15 protein-coding genes are annotated in these 19,582 nt (G+C 40.3%); 4 read left to right on the forward strand and 11 right to left on the reverse strand.

The features are described 5' to 3' along the window. Positions 1 to 251 precede the first annotated feature (251 nt). From ACKWCA_RS07530 to ACKWCA_RS07540, 3 genes are all read right to left on the reverse strand, one after another. Positions 252 to 692, reverse strand: a complete 441-nt coding sequence (locus tag ACKWCA_RS07530; protein WP_413977558.1) for a nucleoside deaminase — start codon at positions 690 to 692, stop codon at positions 252 to 254. Positions 693 to 761: 69 nt separating this feature from the next. Next, positions 762 to 1,781, reverse strand: coding sequence for an AI-2E family transporter (locus tag ACKWCA_RS07535; protein ID WP_413977559.1), 1,020 nt, complete (start codon positions 1,779 to 1,781; stop codon positions 762 to 764). Between the two features lie 47 nt (positions 1,782 to 1,828). Further along, entirely contained in the window at positions 1,829 to 2,572 is a 744-nt protein-coding gene (locus ACKWCA_RS07540; RefSeq protein WP_413977560.1) for an SDR family oxidoreductase, read from the reverse strand. Between the two features lie 319 nt (positions 2,573 to 2,891). Here ACKWCA_RS07540 and ACKWCA_RS07545 point away from each other — a divergent pair, with 319 nt between their 5' ends. The 4 genes from ACKWCA_RS07545 to tamL all read left to right on the forward strand — a co-directional run bounded on the left by ACKWCA_RS07545 (position 2,892) and on the right by tamL (position 11,616). Further along, on the forward strand, positions 2,892 to 3,449 hold the full coding sequence (locus ACKWCA_RS07545) for a type 1 glutamine amidotransferase domain-containing protein (protein WP_413977561.1): 558 nt from the start codon (positions 2,892 to 2,894) through the stop codon (positions 3,447 to 3,449). Positions 3,450 to 3,560: 111 nt separating this feature from the next. Continuing rightward, the gene (locus tag ACKWCA_RS07550) at positions 3,561 to 4,190 is read left to right on the forward strand and encodes an SDR family oxidoreductase (protein ID WP_413977562.1); all 630 of its coding nucleotides are present in this window, start codon (positions 3,561 to 3,563) and stop codon (positions 4,188 to 4,190) included. Positions 4,191 to 4,293: 103 nt separating this feature from the next. Then, entirely contained in the window at positions 4,294 to 9,294 is a 5,001-nt protein-coding gene (locus ACKWCA_RS07555) for a translocation/assembly module TamB domain-containing protein (protein ID WP_413977563.1), read from the forward strand. A gap of 51 nt (positions 9,295 to 9,345) precedes the next feature. Further along, on the forward strand, positions 9,346 to 11,616 hold the full coding sequence (tamL, locus tag ACKWCA_RS07560) for a translocation and assembly module lipoprotein TamL (protein WP_462045718.1): 2,271 nt from the start codon (positions 9,346 to 9,348) through the stop codon (positions 11,614 to 11,616). Positions 11,617 to 11,826: 210 nt separating this feature from the next. On the opposite strand, the gene ACKWCA_RS07565 is transcribed toward tamL, so the two are convergent. The 8 genes from ACKWCA_RS07565 to ACKWCA_RS07600 form a co-directional block, all read right to left on the reverse strand. Beyond that, positions 11,827 to 11,958, reverse strand: coding sequence for a hypothetical protein (locus tag ACKWCA_RS07565; RefSeq protein WP_413977565.1), 132 nt, complete (start codon positions 11,956 to 11,958; stop codon positions 11,827 to 11,829). A gap of 138 nt (positions 11,959 to 12,096) precedes the next feature. Continuing rightward, positions 12,097 to 13,212, reverse strand: coding sequence for an alkene reductase (locus tag ACKWCA_RS07570; protein ID WP_413977566.1), 1,116 nt, complete (start codon positions 13,210 to 13,212; stop codon positions 12,097 to 12,099). 55 nt (positions 13,213 to 13,267) lie between these two features. Beyond that, positions 13,268 to 14,086, reverse strand: coding sequence for an SDR family NAD(P)-dependent oxidoreductase (locus ACKWCA_RS07575; protein WP_413977567.1), 819 nt, complete (start codon positions 14,084 to 14,086; stop codon positions 13,268 to 13,270). A gap of 158 nt (positions 14,087 to 14,244) precedes the next feature. Continuing rightward, positions 14,245 to 15,063: a glucose 1-dehydrogenase gene (locus tag ACKWCA_RS07580; protein ID WP_413977568.1), complete on the reverse strand. Its 819-nt coding sequence runs from the start codon at positions 15,061 to 15,063 to the stop codon at positions 14,245 to 14,247. Between the two features lie 215 nt (positions 15,064 to 15,278). Next, positions 15,279 to 15,881 carry a DUF2652 domain-containing protein gene (locus tag ACKWCA_RS07585; protein ID WP_413977569.1) on the reverse strand — a complete coding sequence of 201 codons (603 nt, stop codon included), beginning with the start codon at positions 15,879 to 15,881 and terminating at the stop codon, positions 15,279 to 15,281. Positions 15,882 to 16,967: 1,086 nt separating this feature from the next. Next, the gene (locus ACKWCA_RS07590; protein ID WP_413977570.1) at positions 16,968 to 17,414 is read right to left on the reverse strand and encodes a response regulator; all 447 of its coding nucleotides are present in this window, start codon (positions 17,412 to 17,414) and stop codon (positions 16,968 to 16,970) included. A 100-nt stretch (positions 17,415 to 17,514) separates the two neighbouring features. Further along, positions 17,515 to 18,726, reverse strand: coding sequence for a sensor histidine kinase (locus ACKWCA_RS07595; RefSeq protein WP_413977571.1), 1,212 nt, complete (start codon positions 18,724 to 18,726; stop codon positions 17,515 to 17,517). Beyond that, positions 18,723 to 19,523, reverse strand: coding sequence for an alpha/beta fold hydrolase (locus ACKWCA_RS07600; protein WP_413977572.1), 801 nt, complete (start codon positions 19,521 to 19,523; stop codon positions 18,723 to 18,725). Before ACKWCA_RS07600 ends, ACKWCA_RS07595 begins: the two co-directional genes overlap by 4 nt. Positions 19,524 to 19,582: the final 59 nt, after the last annotated feature.

Below are 19,582 nucleotides of genomic sequence, written 5' to 3' on the forward strand. Positions count from 1 at the left end.
TTCTGAGGTAGTTTTAGTGAGTGTTTTGTATTTAAAAAAATAGTCCCGACGTTTTAAAGTGTATCGGGACTATTTCAACCAACCAAACCAACTAATTTTTAATACTATAAATTTAAGAAGGACGACACGCTAAGAGTAGCCCAATCAGTTTGGTTTTTACCTTTAAAGATAATCCATACGATTTGGCTTCTGTTTTCTCTTGTTGTTTATTTAGTTGCTATCTGTAAATCGTATTTGTATAAAAGTATTTTTCATTTCCAAACCGCTACGGCTTCGTCACGAAGCAATTGGGTCATTTTGAATTCGCCATATCTTTTTTCAGCATCCGAAGCGTAGAACATATCAGAATATATATAACCATATTCTTTGGCATCAGCTGCAGAAGCACCGTAATAAATATGTTCGAACTTTGCCCAATAACAAGCACCCAAACACATCATACACGGTTCGCAACTTGTGTAGAGAATACAATCTGATAAATCGCTGTTTGCTAATACCAGGCAAGCCTTTTGAATGGCGGACAACTCCGCATGCTGTGTGCAATCTTGCTGTTGTTTTACAGTGTTGTGTACTTCAGCTAAAACAGCTCCTTTGCGAATAATGACCGCGCCGAAGGCACCACCGTTTCCCGATTTACCTTCTTGTGCCAAAGCGATGGCACGATGCATAAAGAATTTATGTTTCTCCATCATATACTTAGATTTTCATGAATGAATGTCATTTGAAATATTTGTTTGATTTTAAAAAAATCGTACGTTCCACTATAATTTTTCGTCAGCCTGCCCGTATTCATTCTTATAAATCCGTAGTACGATAAGAAAAAGACTTACCAAAAGAGGCCCGAAAATCAATCCTATAAACCCGAAAAGTGGTACGCCAATGATAACCCCTATTAAGGTTATTAGTGGATGCACATTATCTAATTTTTTTAGGACGAACAACCTCAAAAAATTATCAGTTGCACCCACAACGCCAATTCCATAAATTAAAATTCCCCAAGCTTGAAATGTGTTTCCATTGGACAGCTCCAACAAAAAAACGGGAATCGTACCTAACGGACTGCCCACGAAGGGAATCATGGAGCCAACGGTAACAATGGCCGCCCAAAAAAATGGGTCTTCAATACCAAAAATCAAGAAACCTATCAGACTAACCAGTCCTTGCCCTAACGCAACCAGTGGTATTCCTAAGGCGTTCGCCCTTACTTTTTCGTTGGTCTCTTTGCCGATTGCTTTGAGATTACCGTCTTTTATAGGTATGTATTCAAAAAGAGAGGCTTTTAATTGTTTTCTATTCGTAAGCATGAAGAATAGTAGAAAATACATTATTGTAATCGATAAAAGCATATTGAACGTACCGCCCGCAAAATTTTGAAGGTTTTCCGATAGCCATGATGAAATCGCACTTGTATCTATCTTCGAACTCATGTCAAAATCAAAATACGTTTCAACTCTACCCAATTGTTCTTTGGTTGCATCTATGACTTTCTGTGAATTGTCAACGGCATACTGTACTTTGCTGCCCATCATAAAACCAAGCCCAACGATAGGAACCATAATGCACGCGAAGGACAAGAACATGAGAAAAAAAGCCGCTAAACTGGCGTTCCATCCTTTAGCGACTAAATTTTCCATAGGTTTTCGTAAGACAACATAAACGGTTATGGCGCCCAGAACGCCACTTAAATAAGGTAACATCTCTTGAAATATGAGTCCGCCCATAAGTACGATGAGCAATAGAACAAAAACTTGACGGATGATATGTGGACTTATGTACTTCATATTTCTTGAACTATTTGGCATTTTGTTTCAAGCAATTCTGAACGGTATTATCGCTGCTGATCAGTGGGCATAATAAAAACATCATTGATGTTTGCTCGTGCGGGTTGTGCAAGTGAATAGTAAATGGCCTCTGCAATATCTTCTGCTTCTAAAACAGTCATTTTTTGCATTTCTTGAAGTTGTTCTTTGATATCCTCATCGGTAATGGTATCCATTAATTCTGTAGAAACTGCTCCCGGTTCAATCGAGGTTACGTTAATTCCATATTTAGGTGCTAGTTCTTGTCGTAAGCCTTCGGAGAACATTTTTACAGCAGCTTTCGTTGCACAATACACCGCGCCACCGGGAAAGTAATTGTGCGCAGCACTAGACGAAATATTAATGACGTGACCGCTTTTATTTTCGATCATCGTTGGCAAAACCGCGGCTACCCCGTTAAGCACTCCTTTTATATTCACATCAACCATTTTTTCCCACTCATCGGTCTTTAGTTTCTTAACGAAAGATAGGGGCATCAAGCCTGCGTTATTAATTAGGGCATCAATAGTTCCAAACTCCTTTAGGGTCGTCTTTACCAAATTTTCAAAATCCTCTTTTTCGGTAACATCTCCCGTCACTACAAGCGCAGTACCATCGTTGTTCTGAATTTTTTCTTTTAGTTCGTTAAGACGTTCTTCTCTTCTGGCGGTCAATACTACTTTAGCTCCTTTTCCTGCTAATTTCAATGCCGTTGCTTCTCCAATTCCGCTTGAAGCGCCTGTAATAATGATTACCTTACCTTTAATATCCATGTATTTTTTTTTAAGATTTATATTTTTTTATGGAAATTTTCCAACAGATCAAAATTCTGGAATAACCAAGAAATGTATTGATTACATCGATTTAAAAATTGACTGTGATAAGAAAAGGACCATTAATCTTGGTTATCGATACCCAAGTCAAGATCTATTCAGAAATGTAGATAGTGTAGCAGTCAAGTAAACGAATAGCAAGAATTTGTGGCCATTACCCTGCGATAACGTTCAACTTATATTTTTTTGAGTCATTGATTCGACAGTATAGTATCTAATTTCGAATTCAATGTATTATTAATTTAAAACGTGAAAGATTATGAAATTGGAGAATAAAAAGGTTGCTATTCTGGCAACGGATGGATTCGAAAAGTCGGAGTTATTCGAACCTCTAGAAGCTTTGAGAAATGAAGGTGCGACCGTTCACATCATTTCGGATACCGATGGCGATATTAAAAGTTGGGATGAAACTGACTGGGGAGAGAGCATTGCCGTAGATAAAAAGGTCGTATCGGCAAATGAAAGCGATTATAATGCTTTGGTACTGCCTGGTGGTGTTATAAATCCTGATAAACTACGAACCAATGAAACTGCGCTTGATTTTATTAGGAAATTTTTCAGTAGTGGTAAACCCGTGGCTGCAATTTGTCATGCGCCTTGGTTGCTTATAAGTGCCGGAGTAATCAAAGGACGGGAAGTGACTTCCTATCATAGCATTAAAGATGATGTTATAAACGCCGGTGGAAAGTGGGTTGATAAAAAAGTTGTTGTTGATCAAGGCTTGGTAACAAGTAGAAACCCTAATGATTTACCCGCATTTTGCGACAAGCTGATTGAGGAAGTTCGTGAAGGTAAGCACGAAGAACAACATGTATAGACCTATTTTATGCTTTAGGGCATAGCCTAGGACTATGTTACGGCCGAGAAAAGCTTTGCTCTTCTCGGCTGTCTATTTCAATTATAACAAAGAATAAATAAAGATTTGAAAATGGAAAATGTTTTAGTAGCAGGTGCCAATGGCACCACGGGTAAAAAAATCGTGAAACTTTTAAACGCATCGCAATATTTCAAACCTGTGGCGATGGTCAGAAAAGAAGAGCAAGCAGTGCAATTTGAATCAGAGGCAATAGATACCGTACTGGCTGATTTAGAAGAAGATGTCTCGCATACAGTAAAAAATATTGATAAAGTAGTTTTCGCTGCTGGATCGGGCGGAAAAAAAGTGATTGAAGTGGATCAAGAGGGTGCTAAACGACTTGTTGACGCAGCAAAAGCGGCCGAAGTTAAGAAATTCGTGATGCTCAGTTCGATGGGAGCCGATTACCCTGAAAAAGCAGATGAATTGAAAGACTATTTGACGGCCAAACATAATGCAGATGAGTATTTGAAGAGCAGCGGCCTTAACTACAGTATCGTTAGGCCTGGCTCGTTGACCAATGGCAAACCAACGGGAAAAATTAATTTAGAACTCAAATTCAAAGAACAAGGCGAAATTGATCGTGATGATGTTGCCCAGACGTTAGTTAGGTCGTTGCACGATGATACGGCGAATGGCAAAACCTTTGAGATTTTAAAAGGAGATACCATAATTGGAAAAGCGATGGATAAGCTTTCTTAATCATGGTTCTGATGGTCAGTTGTGCTAAAGCTCGAGTGTATATAAAATGAATAAAAAGGCGACCATTCTTGGAAAAAAGAATGGCTGACTTTTGGCTTCAAAGGTGGAAAAAAAGAAAAAGCGACATAAGTTTTTAAAACGGTTTGCGGTAATGGTTGCCGTGCTGGTGGTATTATTGCTTGGTATTTTGCTTTTCGTTCGCAGCCCTTGGGGCCAAAATATCATCATTTCAAAAGTTACAAAATACGTTTCGAACAAGACAAACACCAAAGTTGAAATTGACCGACTGTTTCTAACCTTCTCAGGAAATCTTTCTTTAGAAGGATTGTATCTGGAGGATAAGAAAGGAGATACCCTGCTGTATTCAAAAGACTTGGAAGCAGATATTGCGCTCTCGCCACTTTTTTTTGGCAATGAATTCAACTTAAAATCGGCAAAATGGGAAGGTCTACGCGCCAACATCGCCCGAGACGAAAATTCGGAAGTTTTTAATTTCAACTTTCTTTTGGAAGCACTTATTCCGAAAGATACAACTGCTATAGAATCTCTAGCCGAACCGATGCAAATCAATATTGGTGCATTGAAGTTTGGCGATTTTAAAGTTGATTACGAAGATGATTTTCTGGGAATAGAAAGTAAGCTGAACTTAGGTAATCTAAGCTTGGAAGCCCACAAAACCGATTTAGAAAACTTGCGGTTTGAGCTGAACGACTTGCAGCTTTCAAATAGTAAAATATACTATAAACAAACCAAACCTTTTGTTGCGGAAGACACGGCGCAATCCCCATTACCTTGCGTTATAGTTGATAATCTGGAATTGAAGTATGTTGACGCAAATTATAATTCCATACCAGATTCCGTTTTGGCAAATGTGAACATCGGGATTTTAAAGCTACAACTCCCCAAAGCAGATGTATCAAAAAACAATTTTGATATTGCCCTGTTTTCCCTTAAAAACTCGAAAGTTTCATTACAGCTTCCCAAGGAAACAGATGCAGCATCAGGTTTGACCAAATCAACTGTTGATAGCCCAATTTTCGAGTGGCCAGAATTTCTTGTGAACACGGATAAGATTGTCTTGGAGAACAACAAACTGAGTTACAAATCGGGAAATACCCAAAACAAAGAGGGCCAATTTAACCCCGACGATATTGTTATTTCTGATTTGACTTTAGATGCTAATAATCTAAACTATCGGCCTGAGAATTTCAAGTTGCAACTACAGGAGATTTCCTTTTTTGAAAGGAGCGGATTCCAATTAAGAAATTTGGGTTTTTATGCACATCTAGATGATACGAAAACTTCCCTTTCAAACCTGAATTTGAGTGCGAATTCCAGTTTTGTACATGGAGCCTTGGCACTTCAATATCCATCGGTACAGCAGCTTTTTGAGTCTCCTGAAAACACGAAAATCGAGGCGCATTTTCCAGATTTTAAAATTGCTATTGAAGATGCTTTCTATTTTCAACAACAACTTTCGAGAAATGAATACATTCAAAAATCCCTTCAACACCCGTTTACCGGAAATCTTACGGTGGAAGGCACTCTTGATACGCTTCAAATTAGAGAAATGAGATTAAATTGGGGGCAAAATACAACCCTAACTTCCGAGGGAAATTTAAATCATGTAGCACAAATCGATTCTCTTTCCTTTGATTTCAATACCATCAGGGCAGCTACTCTGCGTGAAGATGTACTAAAATTTGTGTCTGAAAGGGAGCTGGGAATTCCTGTTCCGGAGACGGTTTTAATTGAGGGTGGGGCTTTCGGAGATTTGAACGACGTAGATTTAAATGCAAGTCTCAAAATTCCCGAGGGTATGGCTCGACTTCAAGGTAATTTTCAAAGTAAAAAACAAATCCGATTTAATGGAAACCTAAAAATCGACAGTGTACAGCTCAATAAATTATTGAACAATGAACAATTGGGAGGTCTTAGTTTGCAGATGAATTTTAAGGGAAGTGGTAACGATATCAATACGCTCAACGCCGAATTCGATGCAGAATTCAGTCAGCTATCGTTGAATACTTATAATTTTTCAAATCTCCAATTGCAAGGAGAAATTAATAATGGAATAGGGAAGGCAACGCTAGACTTTAAAGATGAGAACCTAAACCTCACTTCGACTATCGATGTGGTTTTAGATTCCGTTTTCTCTACAATCAAACTGGATTTAAATATTATCGGAGCGGATTTACACGCCCTGGGAATCGCGAATGAGAATATTAAAGCCGGCATTCAAATGAAAGCCAATTTTAAAGGGAACGCCAAAGACTATGAACTTGATGCGCAGCTAGAAAACGGCATAGCTGTCTTTGACAAGCAACAATATCGGTTGGGCGAGGTTGCGATCAAGGCCACCATAGATACGATTCGAACCGATGTACATATCGCTAGTGATTTTCTGAATGGGAATTTGAAGTCTAACGCTTCGCCACAAGGTATCAACTCATCTTTAACACAACAGTTTGAAAGTTACTTTAGCGAGAGCTCTGAAGTTTCAACTGAATCAGATTCGCTGCGTGCCATCATGAATTTCAGTTTATATCCAAATCCTATTTTCACGGAGGTTTTTTTTAGGGATGTTGAGCAATTCGACTCAATTTTGGTCAAAGCTGATTTTGATGCCTCTACCAAAAAACTCAATGCGGAATTAAGAGTTCCGTCCGTATCCTATAAGGGGAATGCTATTGATAGTCTCAATATATTGGTAACCGGCGATTCCACAAATCTTAATTTTTCGGCAGGCTTTGCAGCTATTTATGCAGCACCTATTCATGTGAAGAAAACCCACTTTGGCGGTGTTTTGAAAAATAAAGAGCTCTTATTGAATTTCGATTCGTTCGATGAAAATGAAAAACTGCTGCATATCGCAGCTGAAATGACCTTGGATAAAGATTCCACTCAAATTCACATCAATCCCGCTGAATTGCTATTCAACAAAAAGGATTGGAACATTCCGCAAGACAATCAAGTTACGATTGCCGAGAATTTTTTGGCATTTGCCAATGTCAAATTGTCCAGAAATGCTCAAGAACTTTCCATCGACAATACCAGCGTAGGAACCAAAAATGAGCCTATCGGCATTAATTTTAAGAATTTTCAGTTGCAGAATCTGCTGAGTTTTCTGAATCCCGATGAGGTTTTGGTTTCCGGTCAATTGAACGGGGATTTTATTTTGGAAAATCCATTCGGGGCCACCGGAATAGTTGCGGATTTTAAAGTCAACGCATTGGAAGTTTTACAAAATCCGTTGGGCAATCTTTCTTTAGACGCAACTTCAAGGGGAAACGCAGCTTATGATTTCAACTTGGCCCTGAAAGATGGCGGCGCCGATTTAGATTTGAAAGGCGGTTACGTTGCCGCCGAAACGGGCGCAGAATTAAAGTTAGACCTCAACCTGAACCGTATTGAAATGAAGACCATCGAAGGTTTCTTTCGGGACGGGATAAAAGATTCTCATGGGGCGATTTCCGGCAATATCAGTCTTTCAGGTACCACCGCTGACCCTAAATACCAAGGAATCATTGCGTTTGACAATGCTGATTTCAATGTGTCGAGTTTGAATTCTATTTTCAAGATTTCCCAAGAAACCCTAAAAATCGATAATGAAGGCATAGCGTTCGATAATTTTCAAATTACTGATAACAACGGTAGCGATTTGATTATAACAGGTGCCATCCGAACAGACAATCTACTGAACCCCAGTTTCGATGTAAGCCTTGAAACCGAAGAATTCCGGTTATTGAATTCAACAAAAGAAGATAACGAGCTTTTCTACGGCACGGCAAGTATCGATGCCGATATGACGGTAAAAGGAGATATGGAGCTTCCAAAAATAGTAGGGAAATTGCGCATACGAAAAGTAACCGATGTGACCTATATCGTTCCTGAAACACAGCTTGATATTGAGGAACGTAGTGGAGTAGTTGTTTTCGTCAACCGTGAAAACCCTGATGCAATTCTTACCCGAAACGACCAAGAAGAAGCACCGTATTTCTTTCAGGGATTGGACGTGAAAGCCATTTTAGAAATTGCGGAAGATGCGGATTTTCGTATCATAATAGACGAGCGAACGGGAGATAACCTCAGAGTTTCTGGCGATGCAGCCTTGAACCTCAATATAGAAACTAATGGCAATATAAACCTCTCGGGTAAGTATGAATTGAATTCCGGTCACTATGAGACCAGTCTCTATAATCTGGTCAACCGAAGGTTTGAGATTAAGCCTGGCAGCACCATAACTTGGCAAGGGGATCCTACCGATGCGAAATTGGATGTGACAGCTATTTACGAATTGGAGACTTCTGCATCTTCATTGATGTCGTCCGTTACATCTGGGCAAGACATTAGTGTCACAAATAAATATCGGCAGGTACTTCCTTTTTTAGTGTATTTGAATGTCGAAGGACAGCTTTTGGAACCCAACTTATCTTTTGCTTTGGACATGCCCGAAGACGAACAGGGCACTTTGGGCGGAGCGGTCTACGGTAGAATACAACAATTGAACCAACAGGAAGCTTCATTGAACAAACAGGTTTTTTCATTATTGGCCTTAAACCGATTTTATCCCGATGCTGGTAGTGATGGTAGTTCAGGGGGAACTGCCGCGATTGCCAGGGATAATGTAAATAAAGTATTGTCCGGCGAACTGAATGCATTTTCAGATAAGGTTTTTGGAAATGTAGGATTCGAAGTGGATTTTGATCTGGATAGTTTTACTGATTACCAAGGGGAAAGTGCCCAAGACCGCACACAACTCAATATTAACGCTAAGAAGAAACTTTTTGATGACCGCTTGATTGTTACCGCGGGAAGCGCATTGGATGTTGAGGGAAGTGCCCAGCCAGGGCAAGAGGAAACTCCGATTATAGGAAACGTAAGTCTTGAATATTTGTTGACCAAAGATGGAAGGTATCGGTTGCGCGGTTTCCGTAAGAGCGAGTATGAGAATATTATCGACGGGCAGTTGATTGTAACCGGTGTCGCCTTGATTTTTAATCGGGAGTTCAACAAGTTCAGTCAGTTGTTCAATCCGTTGAAGGATGAGAAAAATAAAGAGAAAATGCGTCAGAAGACTGCTAAAAATGAAAACAACGATTAAATTTTGAAAGGAACATTTATATATAGGTTTTATGTAATGTGTACCATTGTAATGGTTCTAAATTCTTGCGGAGTGAAAAAATTCATTCCCGAAGGAGAAACGCTTTATACCGGTAGCGAAATTAGTACCAAATCGGATGACGACGTAAAAGACATCAAAAAAGCAAAACAAGAACTCCAGACCTTATTGAGACCCGAACCGAATTCAACTGTTTTAGGTATGCGTTTGGGGCTTTATTATCATTATAAAGCACAAAAGAAAAAACCCGGTTTTCTCAATAAATGGCTGAACAAGAAATTCGGGGAAAAACCCGTTTATCTATCCGATATTAATCCGCAGCGAATCGAAGAGCTGATGGCCAATAGGCTTGACAATCAAGGGTATTTTTACAGTAACATAGATTCGAAAATTGATAGTACGCTAAAGTACACAAGTATCGACTATACGGTAGAACTCCCCAAACCCTATACCATGGAAACATTGAAACTTGATACCGATTCACTTCTTATATATAATAAAATCGAAAAGGCTTTGGCGGAAACAGAACTAAAGACGGGCGATCGCTTTGACCTTGATGTATTGAAATTCGAGCGCGAGCGCATTGATAGAGAATTGAAACAGCAGGGGTATTACAATTTCAATCCAGATTTTCTAATTTTTGAGGCGGATACCAACCGATATGATAATCGAAAATTCGACATGTTCTTGAAATTGAAAAAGCGTACTCCAAAAAAGTCCTTAATACATTATATAATTGATTCCATTACCGTCTATCCAAACTACAGTATAGAACGCGATACAGCGGCCATGAAAAGTGAGATTGAAAACGTAAAGGGTATGTATTTCGTTCAAGAGGAAGAGTACTTTAAACCCGAAAAATTGGCACCTTATATTTTATTCGAAAAAGGTCAAACATACAATGCGGAAATCGCGCGCTTGACCAGTAATCGATTATCGGCATTGGGGAGTTACAAATACGTAAATATCCGTTTTAATGAAAATGACACAACAGCACTTGATGGTAGCGGTTCCTTGAATGCGGATATTTTTCTTTCTCCGTTGACCAAAAGGTCAATTCGAACAGAACTACAGGCCGTAACAAAATCAAATGGTTTCGCAGGGCCGGGAATCGCAGTAACCTACAGTAATCGAAATCTTTTCAAGAGCGGCGAAACACTTAGTATCACAGGAAATTTTGCTTATGAGGCACAACTCGCTGGTGGAAAAGATTCTGGACTGAACAGTATCGCAGGCGGTTTAAAAGCCGATTTGATTATTCCGAGATTAGTGCCTTTTTCGCCCAGTCGTTTCAAATATGCCGTGCCCAAGACAAAAATCAGTTTAGGAGGTGATATTTTGAATAGAAGTAAACTGTATACGCTCACATCTTTCAATACATCTTTCGGATATACGTGGAACGCGAACCGTTTTGTATTCCATGAACTGAATCCGATAAGTGTGACCTATGTTAACTTATCAAATACAACTGAGGAATTTGATGCCATTTTAGATAATAATCCGTTTTTGAGCAGGAGTTTCGAACAGCAGTTCATCGCGGGGCTGAATTATACATTTACGTATAACGAGTTGGTAGATGAAAATAAAACACGGCCATTGTACTTTTCAACGAGCTTGGATATCGCCGGAAATACACTGAATCTTTTAAGCGGTGGAAAAAACACGGCCTTCGGATTGGAGTATGCCCAATACGCGAAGATCGATGGAGATTTACGGTACTATTTGAAATGGGGGAAAGAACAAGCGTTGGTCAGTCGTGTCTATGCGGGCTTAGGTATTCCTTACGGTAATTCAAGCACCTTACCTTTTGTAAAGCAATTTTTTTCAGGTGGGCCTTATAGCGTACGTGCTTTTCAAATACGGTCGTTGGGGCCAGGGAGCTTTCAATCAGGTGGAACTGCGACCTCCTCATTCTTTGACCAATCGGGAAACTTGCGATTGGAAGCAAATCTCGAATATCGTTTCCCCATTTGGGCATATCTCAAAGGTGCGCTTTTCGCGGATGCCGGAAATGTTTGGTTGACCGATGCAATTAAAATTCCGGAAGGTACATCAGAAGAGAATAGGGAATTTAATGAGCAATTATTGCAACAAGGCCAATTCGGTTCTGACTGGACGAAAGAACTGGGAATAGGTGTTGGGTTTGGCTTGCGGGTAGATATTCAAAGTTTTGTCATCCGTTTTGATTTAGCTTCTCCGCTACAAATACCCTATCTGCCAAAAGGGGAAAGAGTCAGAACGCCTTTTTTTGATGGAGGGAGCGATAATTTGATTTTTAATTTTGCGATTGGGTATCCTTTTTAAACCAATGAAATTTAGGAAATAAAAAAGGAAGCGTGTCCCAACGCTTCCTTTTTTGGTTTTCTCGTAGAAGAACGTCCCCACGATGTTCTTCTACACGTATGGTACATCTATTATAAAAAATACCAAACCTACTTATGAATTGTAAATTTCCAATAAAGTCATTAGTCTTATGGATTCAAAAAAGTAAATCATTGAACCAAAAGATTTTCATCAACCAAATACGTAACCAAGTAACCAATACAAAATGATAAACACCACGACAAATCCGATACAACCACATTTACCGCCGCCTAATTTTTTCGCGCCCCAGCCAGCGAGCAAGGCTCTTATCAGTTTTTTCATCTTATTATTTCTAGTTTAGACAAAGGTAGTATCAGTTCTTAATTTACGCGATAATCACGTAACAAGCCTTATTGCATCTCCATCTTCCGCTACATGCTTTTATGATTTCGACTTTGAATTCATACTATTATTTACGTTTTACACCAATTCCGATTTACGTGCTTTAGCTTCGTAATCAATATACCCTTCTTTACCAGGGGTGTAAAACGTATCAGTATTCCAGTCACTAGTCGGTACGTTTTGTTCAAAGCGCTCTACCAAATCAGGATTGGAAATGTACAATTTTCCAAAGGCTACTAAATCCGCATCGCCGCGTTCAATGACCGCATTTCCTTTTTCTTGGTCGAAACCTGCATTGATCATCAAAGTTCCTTTGTACATCGGGCGATATCTCTTGGCGATTTCTGTTTCCGCATACAGTACATCCGAAACATCGTTGAAAGGTTCCGAAAGGTGTAAATATGCCAATTCGTAATCGTTCAGTTTTTTGACGATATAATCAAAAGTTGGAATGCTGTCCTCATCGAGGGTCATACCGAAAATTCCGTGTAAGGACGGATTTAGTCGAACACCGATTTTATTTTCCGGTACCGCTTTTTTAACGGCATCGAGGATTTCAAATAAAATCCGCGCCTTGTTTTCATGGCTTCCACCGTATTCATCGGTACGGATGTTGGAAGTGCTGCTAAAAAACTGATGTAATAAATAGCCATTGGATGCATGAATCTCAATGCCATCGAATCCCGCTTCTATGGCATTCTCGGCAGCTTTTACATAATCGCTTATTGTCCGTTCGATATCTTCCTTCGACATTGCTTTGGGAATGCCTGTTTTCTTTTCTCCATCAGGTGTAAAAACTTCTGCTTCCGGATTTAGGGCGGACGGTGCAAGCGGTAAATCCCCATCATGAAAATCAGGGTGTGAGATACGACCAACGTGCCATAATTGGCAGAAAATGCGTCCACCTGCGGCATGCACTTTTTCGGTAACAATTTTCCAACCTTCAACCTGCGCTTTTGAATGAATTCCAGGGGTATTTATCGCTCCTACGGCTTCTTTGGAAATTTGAGAACCTTCGCTGATGATAAGTCCCGCCGATGCCCGTTGGGGGTAATATACCGCGTGAAGGTCTGTGGTCGGCTTGTTTTCGTCATTTGCCGCCCGGCTTCGTGTCAGCGGTGCCATCACTACTCGGTTCGGTAGTTCTAGAGTGCCCAATGTATAGGATTGTAATAAGGATTGTTCAGTATTCATAGTTTTCTTTTTTTAGATTATTATAAGATATTCATGGTGCTCGCCTTGGTTTTAATCAACCAAAAGCCGACTCTACAGCTCCACCGTCTATTCGGATGTTGCTGCCATTGATGTAGCTTGAATGTTCGGAACACAAAAAAGCGACTACCGCCGCAACTTCTTCCGGTTTTCCACGACGTTCCATGGCGATATGCGGACGTTTGTTCTTCACGAACCATTGTACCGCTTCTTCCACAGATATGTCTTTTTCCTCGGCTAGCTCTTCCATCATTGCATCGGTCATCGGGGTTTCTATGTAAGCAGGTGAGATGCAGTTAAAAAGTATCCCTTCTTTGGAATACGACCGAGACAAACATTTCGAGAAATTAATGACCGCCGCCTTACAGGCATTATACGGACTCTCTTCCACATAGGGTTGAAAGGCATTTTCCGAAGCCACCATAATCATCCGCCCCCATTTCAATTTTTGCATGTGCGGAACGAAGGCACGGGCAACCCGTACTGCACCCATCAAATCCACTTCAATGGTTTTCATCCAATCATCATCGCTCAGTTCCAAAAAGTCGCCTGCCGCACCTCTTGCACCAGCGGAGTGAAAGATGATGTGGGCACCACCAAATTCCTTTTCGATGTTGTCGGCCAAATGCAGTACCTCCTGATTTATTGAAATATCGGCGGCCATACTGACCACTTTTGCGCCTCTTTCGCAGTCCTTTTCAACTTGCTTCACGGCTTTTTTCAGTTCTTCGCCATTATCCTTGTCGGAGAGTACGACGTTGACACCTTCCCTGACCAAAAATTTCGCGGTCGCTATGCCCAATCCTGAATCGCCCCCAGTTATAAGAGCTGTCTTTCCTTTTATCTTTAAATCCATAATAATTCTTTTTTAATGTTATTCCAGCGAAGGCTGCAATCTGTTTCATTTATTTCTTTACTTCCTTTCTCAAATCTTAAATTCCAATAGTTATGGCAATGAAATCTATTTCACTTGATTTTCTACGCAACTGTTCCCCTTCGAGGATAAGTAGGCTTCTACCCATTCGTGGCAAACCCTGGATAGCAGGTCATGCCACCGTCCACGAAAATGGTCGTTCCATTGATGTATTCTGACTCATCGGAGGCCAACCAGCTTGCAACGCTGCCAATATCATCGGGTACGCCCATTCGTTTATAGGGAATCAATTTCAGAAGTTTCTCCAGTTCTTTTTCTGAACTCCAGACTTCTTTATTGATATCTGTTTTTATAGCTCCTGGGGCCAGGCTGTTACAGCGGACTTTATGTGGAGCATATTCTTGACAGATGCTCTCCATTAACATCAAAAGTGCGCCTTTTGACGCCGCATAATTAGCATGGCCTGCCCAGGGAATCTCTTCGTGAACCGAACTCATATGAATTATCTTTCCGAGCGATTTTGATACATCCTTGCGCATTCCTCTTTTGAGAAATTCGATGATTGCTTCTTTGGCGCATAAAAATTGTCCTGTAAGATTTACGTCGATAACTTTCTGCCAAGCATCTAAAGGCATTTCATGCAGTGGATGGTCAATCTGCATGCCCGCATTGGCCACGCACACATCGACCGTTCCAAAATAGTCAATCGTCTTGTTGAACATATTCTTCACGTCATCTTCCTTACTGACATCACATTTGATGACCAAAGCATTCCCACAACTGGAATTTTTCTCGATCCAATCAGCAACTTCTTCGGCTTTCTCTTTACTACTGTGGTAATTGACGACAATATTTGCGCCTTCCGAACCCATGGCTTTTGCCACGGCCTTACCGATGCCGGAACTAGATCCGGTTACGATACAGGTTTGATTTTCGAGCCTTTTGTTGGGTTTTTGCATAGTCTTCACTTAGTTTCTTTAATGTGCTCGAAATTACATGAATCCTCGACCGACGAATGACCCGAACCGTCAAATTTTGGCTCCAATTACGAAGACTGAAGCAGCTTCCAATGGCTGTGAATTTTAGGATTTACATAATTTTACCATTAATGAACAGACTGGCGAAGAAGAAAGAGAAGTAGCAATAGTTGACTATTGAACTAACATTATAGATTTTATTCTACCAGCGCAGAAAGATCGATGTACTCAAAATTTATCGTTCCGATATGGTCTACTTCGATATGGCTTTTTTTAAGTTGGTCCCATTCAAAATTTCCATTGCGTTCAGCTTGATGGTATTGTGACATTAAATTGTCGGAAATAAGAATATATTCATCTTCGGGAATATCATTTTTCAATAATCGATGGGCCGTAATAACATCTTCGCCCATCAATTTTATACGTTTGCCCACAGGTACCACGCCAACCTCCGCACCAAAATGCAGAACAATTTTTAATCCCAATATTTGCGGGATTTTGTTTGCTCCATTGGTTCTACCGTGTTTTTTACGCAGGACATTCAACTGTTGATAAAACTCCGTATAAAAATGTTTGCATTGGTTGATAAGATTCGTAAAATCGGGTAGTTCTCCATTTCGATAAAAAAGCACAGCATCCCCTTCGATTTCACTGATTTTGAGTCCGATTTCGTTGGAATAAATGACTTTGTTCAGCAAAGAGGGAATGACTTTGGAACTCAGTTCAAAATCGGTATCGCTCATAAATTGGGTAAATCCGCTGATATCGGGTATGCAAATAAGGGTGGGCTGTCCAGACATTTTTTTAGTTTGGTCAAAGAAAGGTCAACCTAGCTTTACTTTAAATCTCGTACAGTTAAATTATTAGCCCTAAAGCGAAAAAATCATAAAGTCAAAATAGTAGCATTTATGCCAGGGGATGTTAAAGATAGGTCTCCTTTATTAAATCTAATCTATATCCGCAGAAAAATTCGGATCATCGGATACGGCCTTGAAAAACTCCTTTAACTCCAAAGTCTCGAAGACTTTTTGGTCGATGACAAAAAGACCTTTCGTAAAATTTCGCGTGAGAAGGCCACAAGGGTAGTTTGATCCGACGGTTCTCCGTTCACTTCAAGCTTTTGCTCTTCTTCCACTTGAATGTTTTCAGGGTTGAAACGATTTTGGTTATTGGTGTCAACCGTTGCCAGTTGTCAAATTTAAAACGGTCTTTGTATGGCTTGTTCCTATATTTTTCTATTTGTGGTGTTATCCATTTTCTTTTCCATAATAAGTGGGCAATAGGTTAAAGGCTATCCAACAGATCGTAAAATATAAGAGGTGTCTTTTGGTACATCATGCTTTAAGAGCGGTGGACGATTGTTTTCAACTTCGCTATTCGTTTTCCCTTTAATTAGACTCATACGCCGTGGTGTTCGCATGGGAAAATCTAAATCTGTCTTTTCGTTATCGTTATACATTTTCTTTATGATTTGATGGTTCTGCTGAATCATCGTATTTACCCCTAAATTGTACCTTAATAGTAATCGATATGGACGCTAAAAAACTAAAAATTGATTCTAAACCTCTTTCCCGGCATTAGAGTTGCCGATTTATCATTGCAATTCTACCTTTTGTAGTTAGTTATATTCATTTAAATATAGTATTAAGAATAATTACTGGTCCTTCTGGAACTATATGAATGTCGATTGCAACTTGTATTAGTAGTTATTATAAATAAAATGACAATCAGGTTACCGAAAAAACTCCGATTGACCTAAGGATTTTGAGAAATGCAGCTTCCCAAAGTATTTCGGAGACTTATCCTTTTTTAGCTAGGTATGTTATTGGCTTTGACCGATCGGGTAAGTAGTAAGGTCGATTTCAATTTCTGCTTAGAGCTATGCGCTAAGCCTGAATAACAAAGCTATGTCTATCCAGCGCGGCACAAGGGTCTTTCCAGTCGGTTTCCAAGGTACGTTGCAGTACATTTAGCATTTCGACTTGGGTAAAGGGTTTTTGAATATACCCATCGGCACCGAGGTCGTACGATTTATCGACATCATAACGACCGTAGGAGGTGGAGAACATGATAACGCACAACTCCTTCAGGCGTTCGCTTGCCCTGATTTCCCGCAGACAATCGAAACCGTCCTTTAAGGGCATGTTAATATCCAAAAACAGGATATCGGGCAGCTTTGCGTTTTCGGCCGTGAGGTAGTCCATTAATCCCATACCGTCTTCTAAAATCATAATGCGCACTTCTGCATCGATTTCAGCGACCGCATCTCTAAACAGCTCGCGATCGTCCGGATCGTCATCAGCCAAAATAACCAGATGTTTGTTCGTTTTCATGGGTGTTGAACTAAAAAGTAAAAGTAGTTTTTTCAACCCATTTCTTAAAATAAAAGATTACATCGTTTAACACGGAGTCTTGAATGGCCGAGTGCAGGTATTACGAAATTGCGTTGGGTAACACAATAGTGAAGGTAGTACCTTTATTTGGCTTTGAAGTTACGGTAATGGTACCGTTGTAAAGTTCCACGATTTTCTTGCAATATGATAGGCCAATGCCCAAACCCTCATTAGGTCTCAGCTTTTGAAAAAGCTGAAATACTTTCGGTGCATGATTGTTAGAGAACCCGATTCCGTTATCCGAAAAGTTGATGCGAATAAAATTTTGGTACTTGTATTTGTCGTCGGTTTGCTTGTAAACGTTCTGTTGCAAACTCTGGCTGGCAATGGTTATTTCTAAAGGCTTTTCTGTTTGCCTGAACTTGATGGCATTATCGAAGAGTTCTTTGAAAAGGGCCTTTAAATGATGGGGTCTTCCGGCAAACTGGGTGGCCTTTAACTTTTTCAAATCGCATTCAATAGTGGCGGCGCTACTTTCTTTTCTCACTTCTTCAATGACCTCCAACAGGTCTGTCCTGTCCGCAGTATCAAATTTATAATCAAGGGAATAGAACCGCTGCAAGCTATCCGTAATCGTTCGCATGGAAAGGGCGGCATCTAAAATTTTAGAGCGATTTTGCTTCGTTTTTTCATCGTCTGTGGAGAGCGCATCGGTATAGAACAAAATCTTGCGCAACGGTTCGTGAAGGTCATGCGCTAGGACTTTGTTCAATTGGTTATGTTCGTCGTTCAACCGGTTGGTTTCTCGAAGTTTTTTTTCAAGGATCAATTGATTGGACTCTAGGTTCTTTCTCAGATCAGTCAAGGCATTGTTCTCGGAAAATTTTTTTTCGGAATTTTTGATGGTTTCCAGAAGGCCCTTTTCGTATTCGTTGCGTTTTGCCATGGGAAGTCCTGCTGCATGGAAAATTTTCCTTCCATCAATTTCTTCCACGGAAATATTGAATAACAAAGAAACCTCCAAACCTTTCTTGGTTTTCAAGGAAAGGATAACTTCTTCGACAATTCCCTTAAATTTCAAAAGTGGAAGAAAATGCGTCTGGAACAAAATTTTACATCCAGCGGTCAGCAATTGTTCAAACTTCTTTTTTCCGATAAGTTCATCTGTGGTATATCCCAAAGACTTTAGCGCATATAGGTTGATTTCACTTACGGGCTGCTGTTCCGAAAATGAAAAGACATAGCAGGGCATTTGAGCCAGTAGTCCATCGCTATCTTGTTGCGGGGTCGTGTCAAGGGCTTTTTCCTTCAATGGGATAAGTATTCTTTGATAAGGGCAACGGTCTCTTCAGGATGGCTCATGTGGGGGCAATGTCCTGTGGCCTGCATCTGTTTAAAGGTACTTTCTTCGATTTGATCACTGACATATTTCCCGATGTGATCCGGAGCCAAATCGTCTTCCGAACATTGCAAAACCAAAGTGGGAATGCTGACCTTGTTCAAATCATCGCGGTTGTCGCAGAAAAAAGTGAGTTCCGCAAACTTGCGCGTAATGGTTGGGTCGTTGGCGCAAAAGGTTTCTTCCAGTTCTTTGGTCAGATCCGGTAAATCGGGATTCTTCATGACTACTGGAGCCAAATATTCGGCCCATCCGGAGAAATTACTTTCCATGACACTTAGAAGTCCGCGTAGGTCTTCTTCTGCAAAGCCTCCGATATAGTCTTCATCGTTAACAAAACGTGGCGATGGACTTACCAAAATAAGGTGCTTAAAAAGTTCGGGTTTCTGAATGGATGCCAAAATAGCGATTAACGAACTTACGGAGTGGCCTATCAGAATAACATCATGTAAATCGTATTCCTCGCAGATATCGAGAATATCTTGCGCGTAGCCTTGTAACGATTCATAGCGCTCCGTATTGTATGCTGAAACATCAGATTTACCGCAGCCGATGTAATCGAACAACACCAATTTATAGTCTTGCTCAAAAGCCGGTACGATAAACCGCCACATGTTCTGGTCGCAACCAAAACCATGGGCGAAGAGAATGGTCTGTTTTCCTTCGCCCGAGACCTTGACGTTGTATTTTGAAGCTATTTCATTGACCATAGTTTTGTACTTTGAGATGCAAATCTACCGTCGTAAAGAGCCGATTAAGTTTGCACTAG

The organism is Maribacter corallii (assembly GCF_047345415.1).
In the GTDB taxonomy this organism is placed as follows: Bacteria; Bacteroidota; Bacteroidia; order Flavobacteriales; family Flavobacteriaceae; genus Maribacter_C.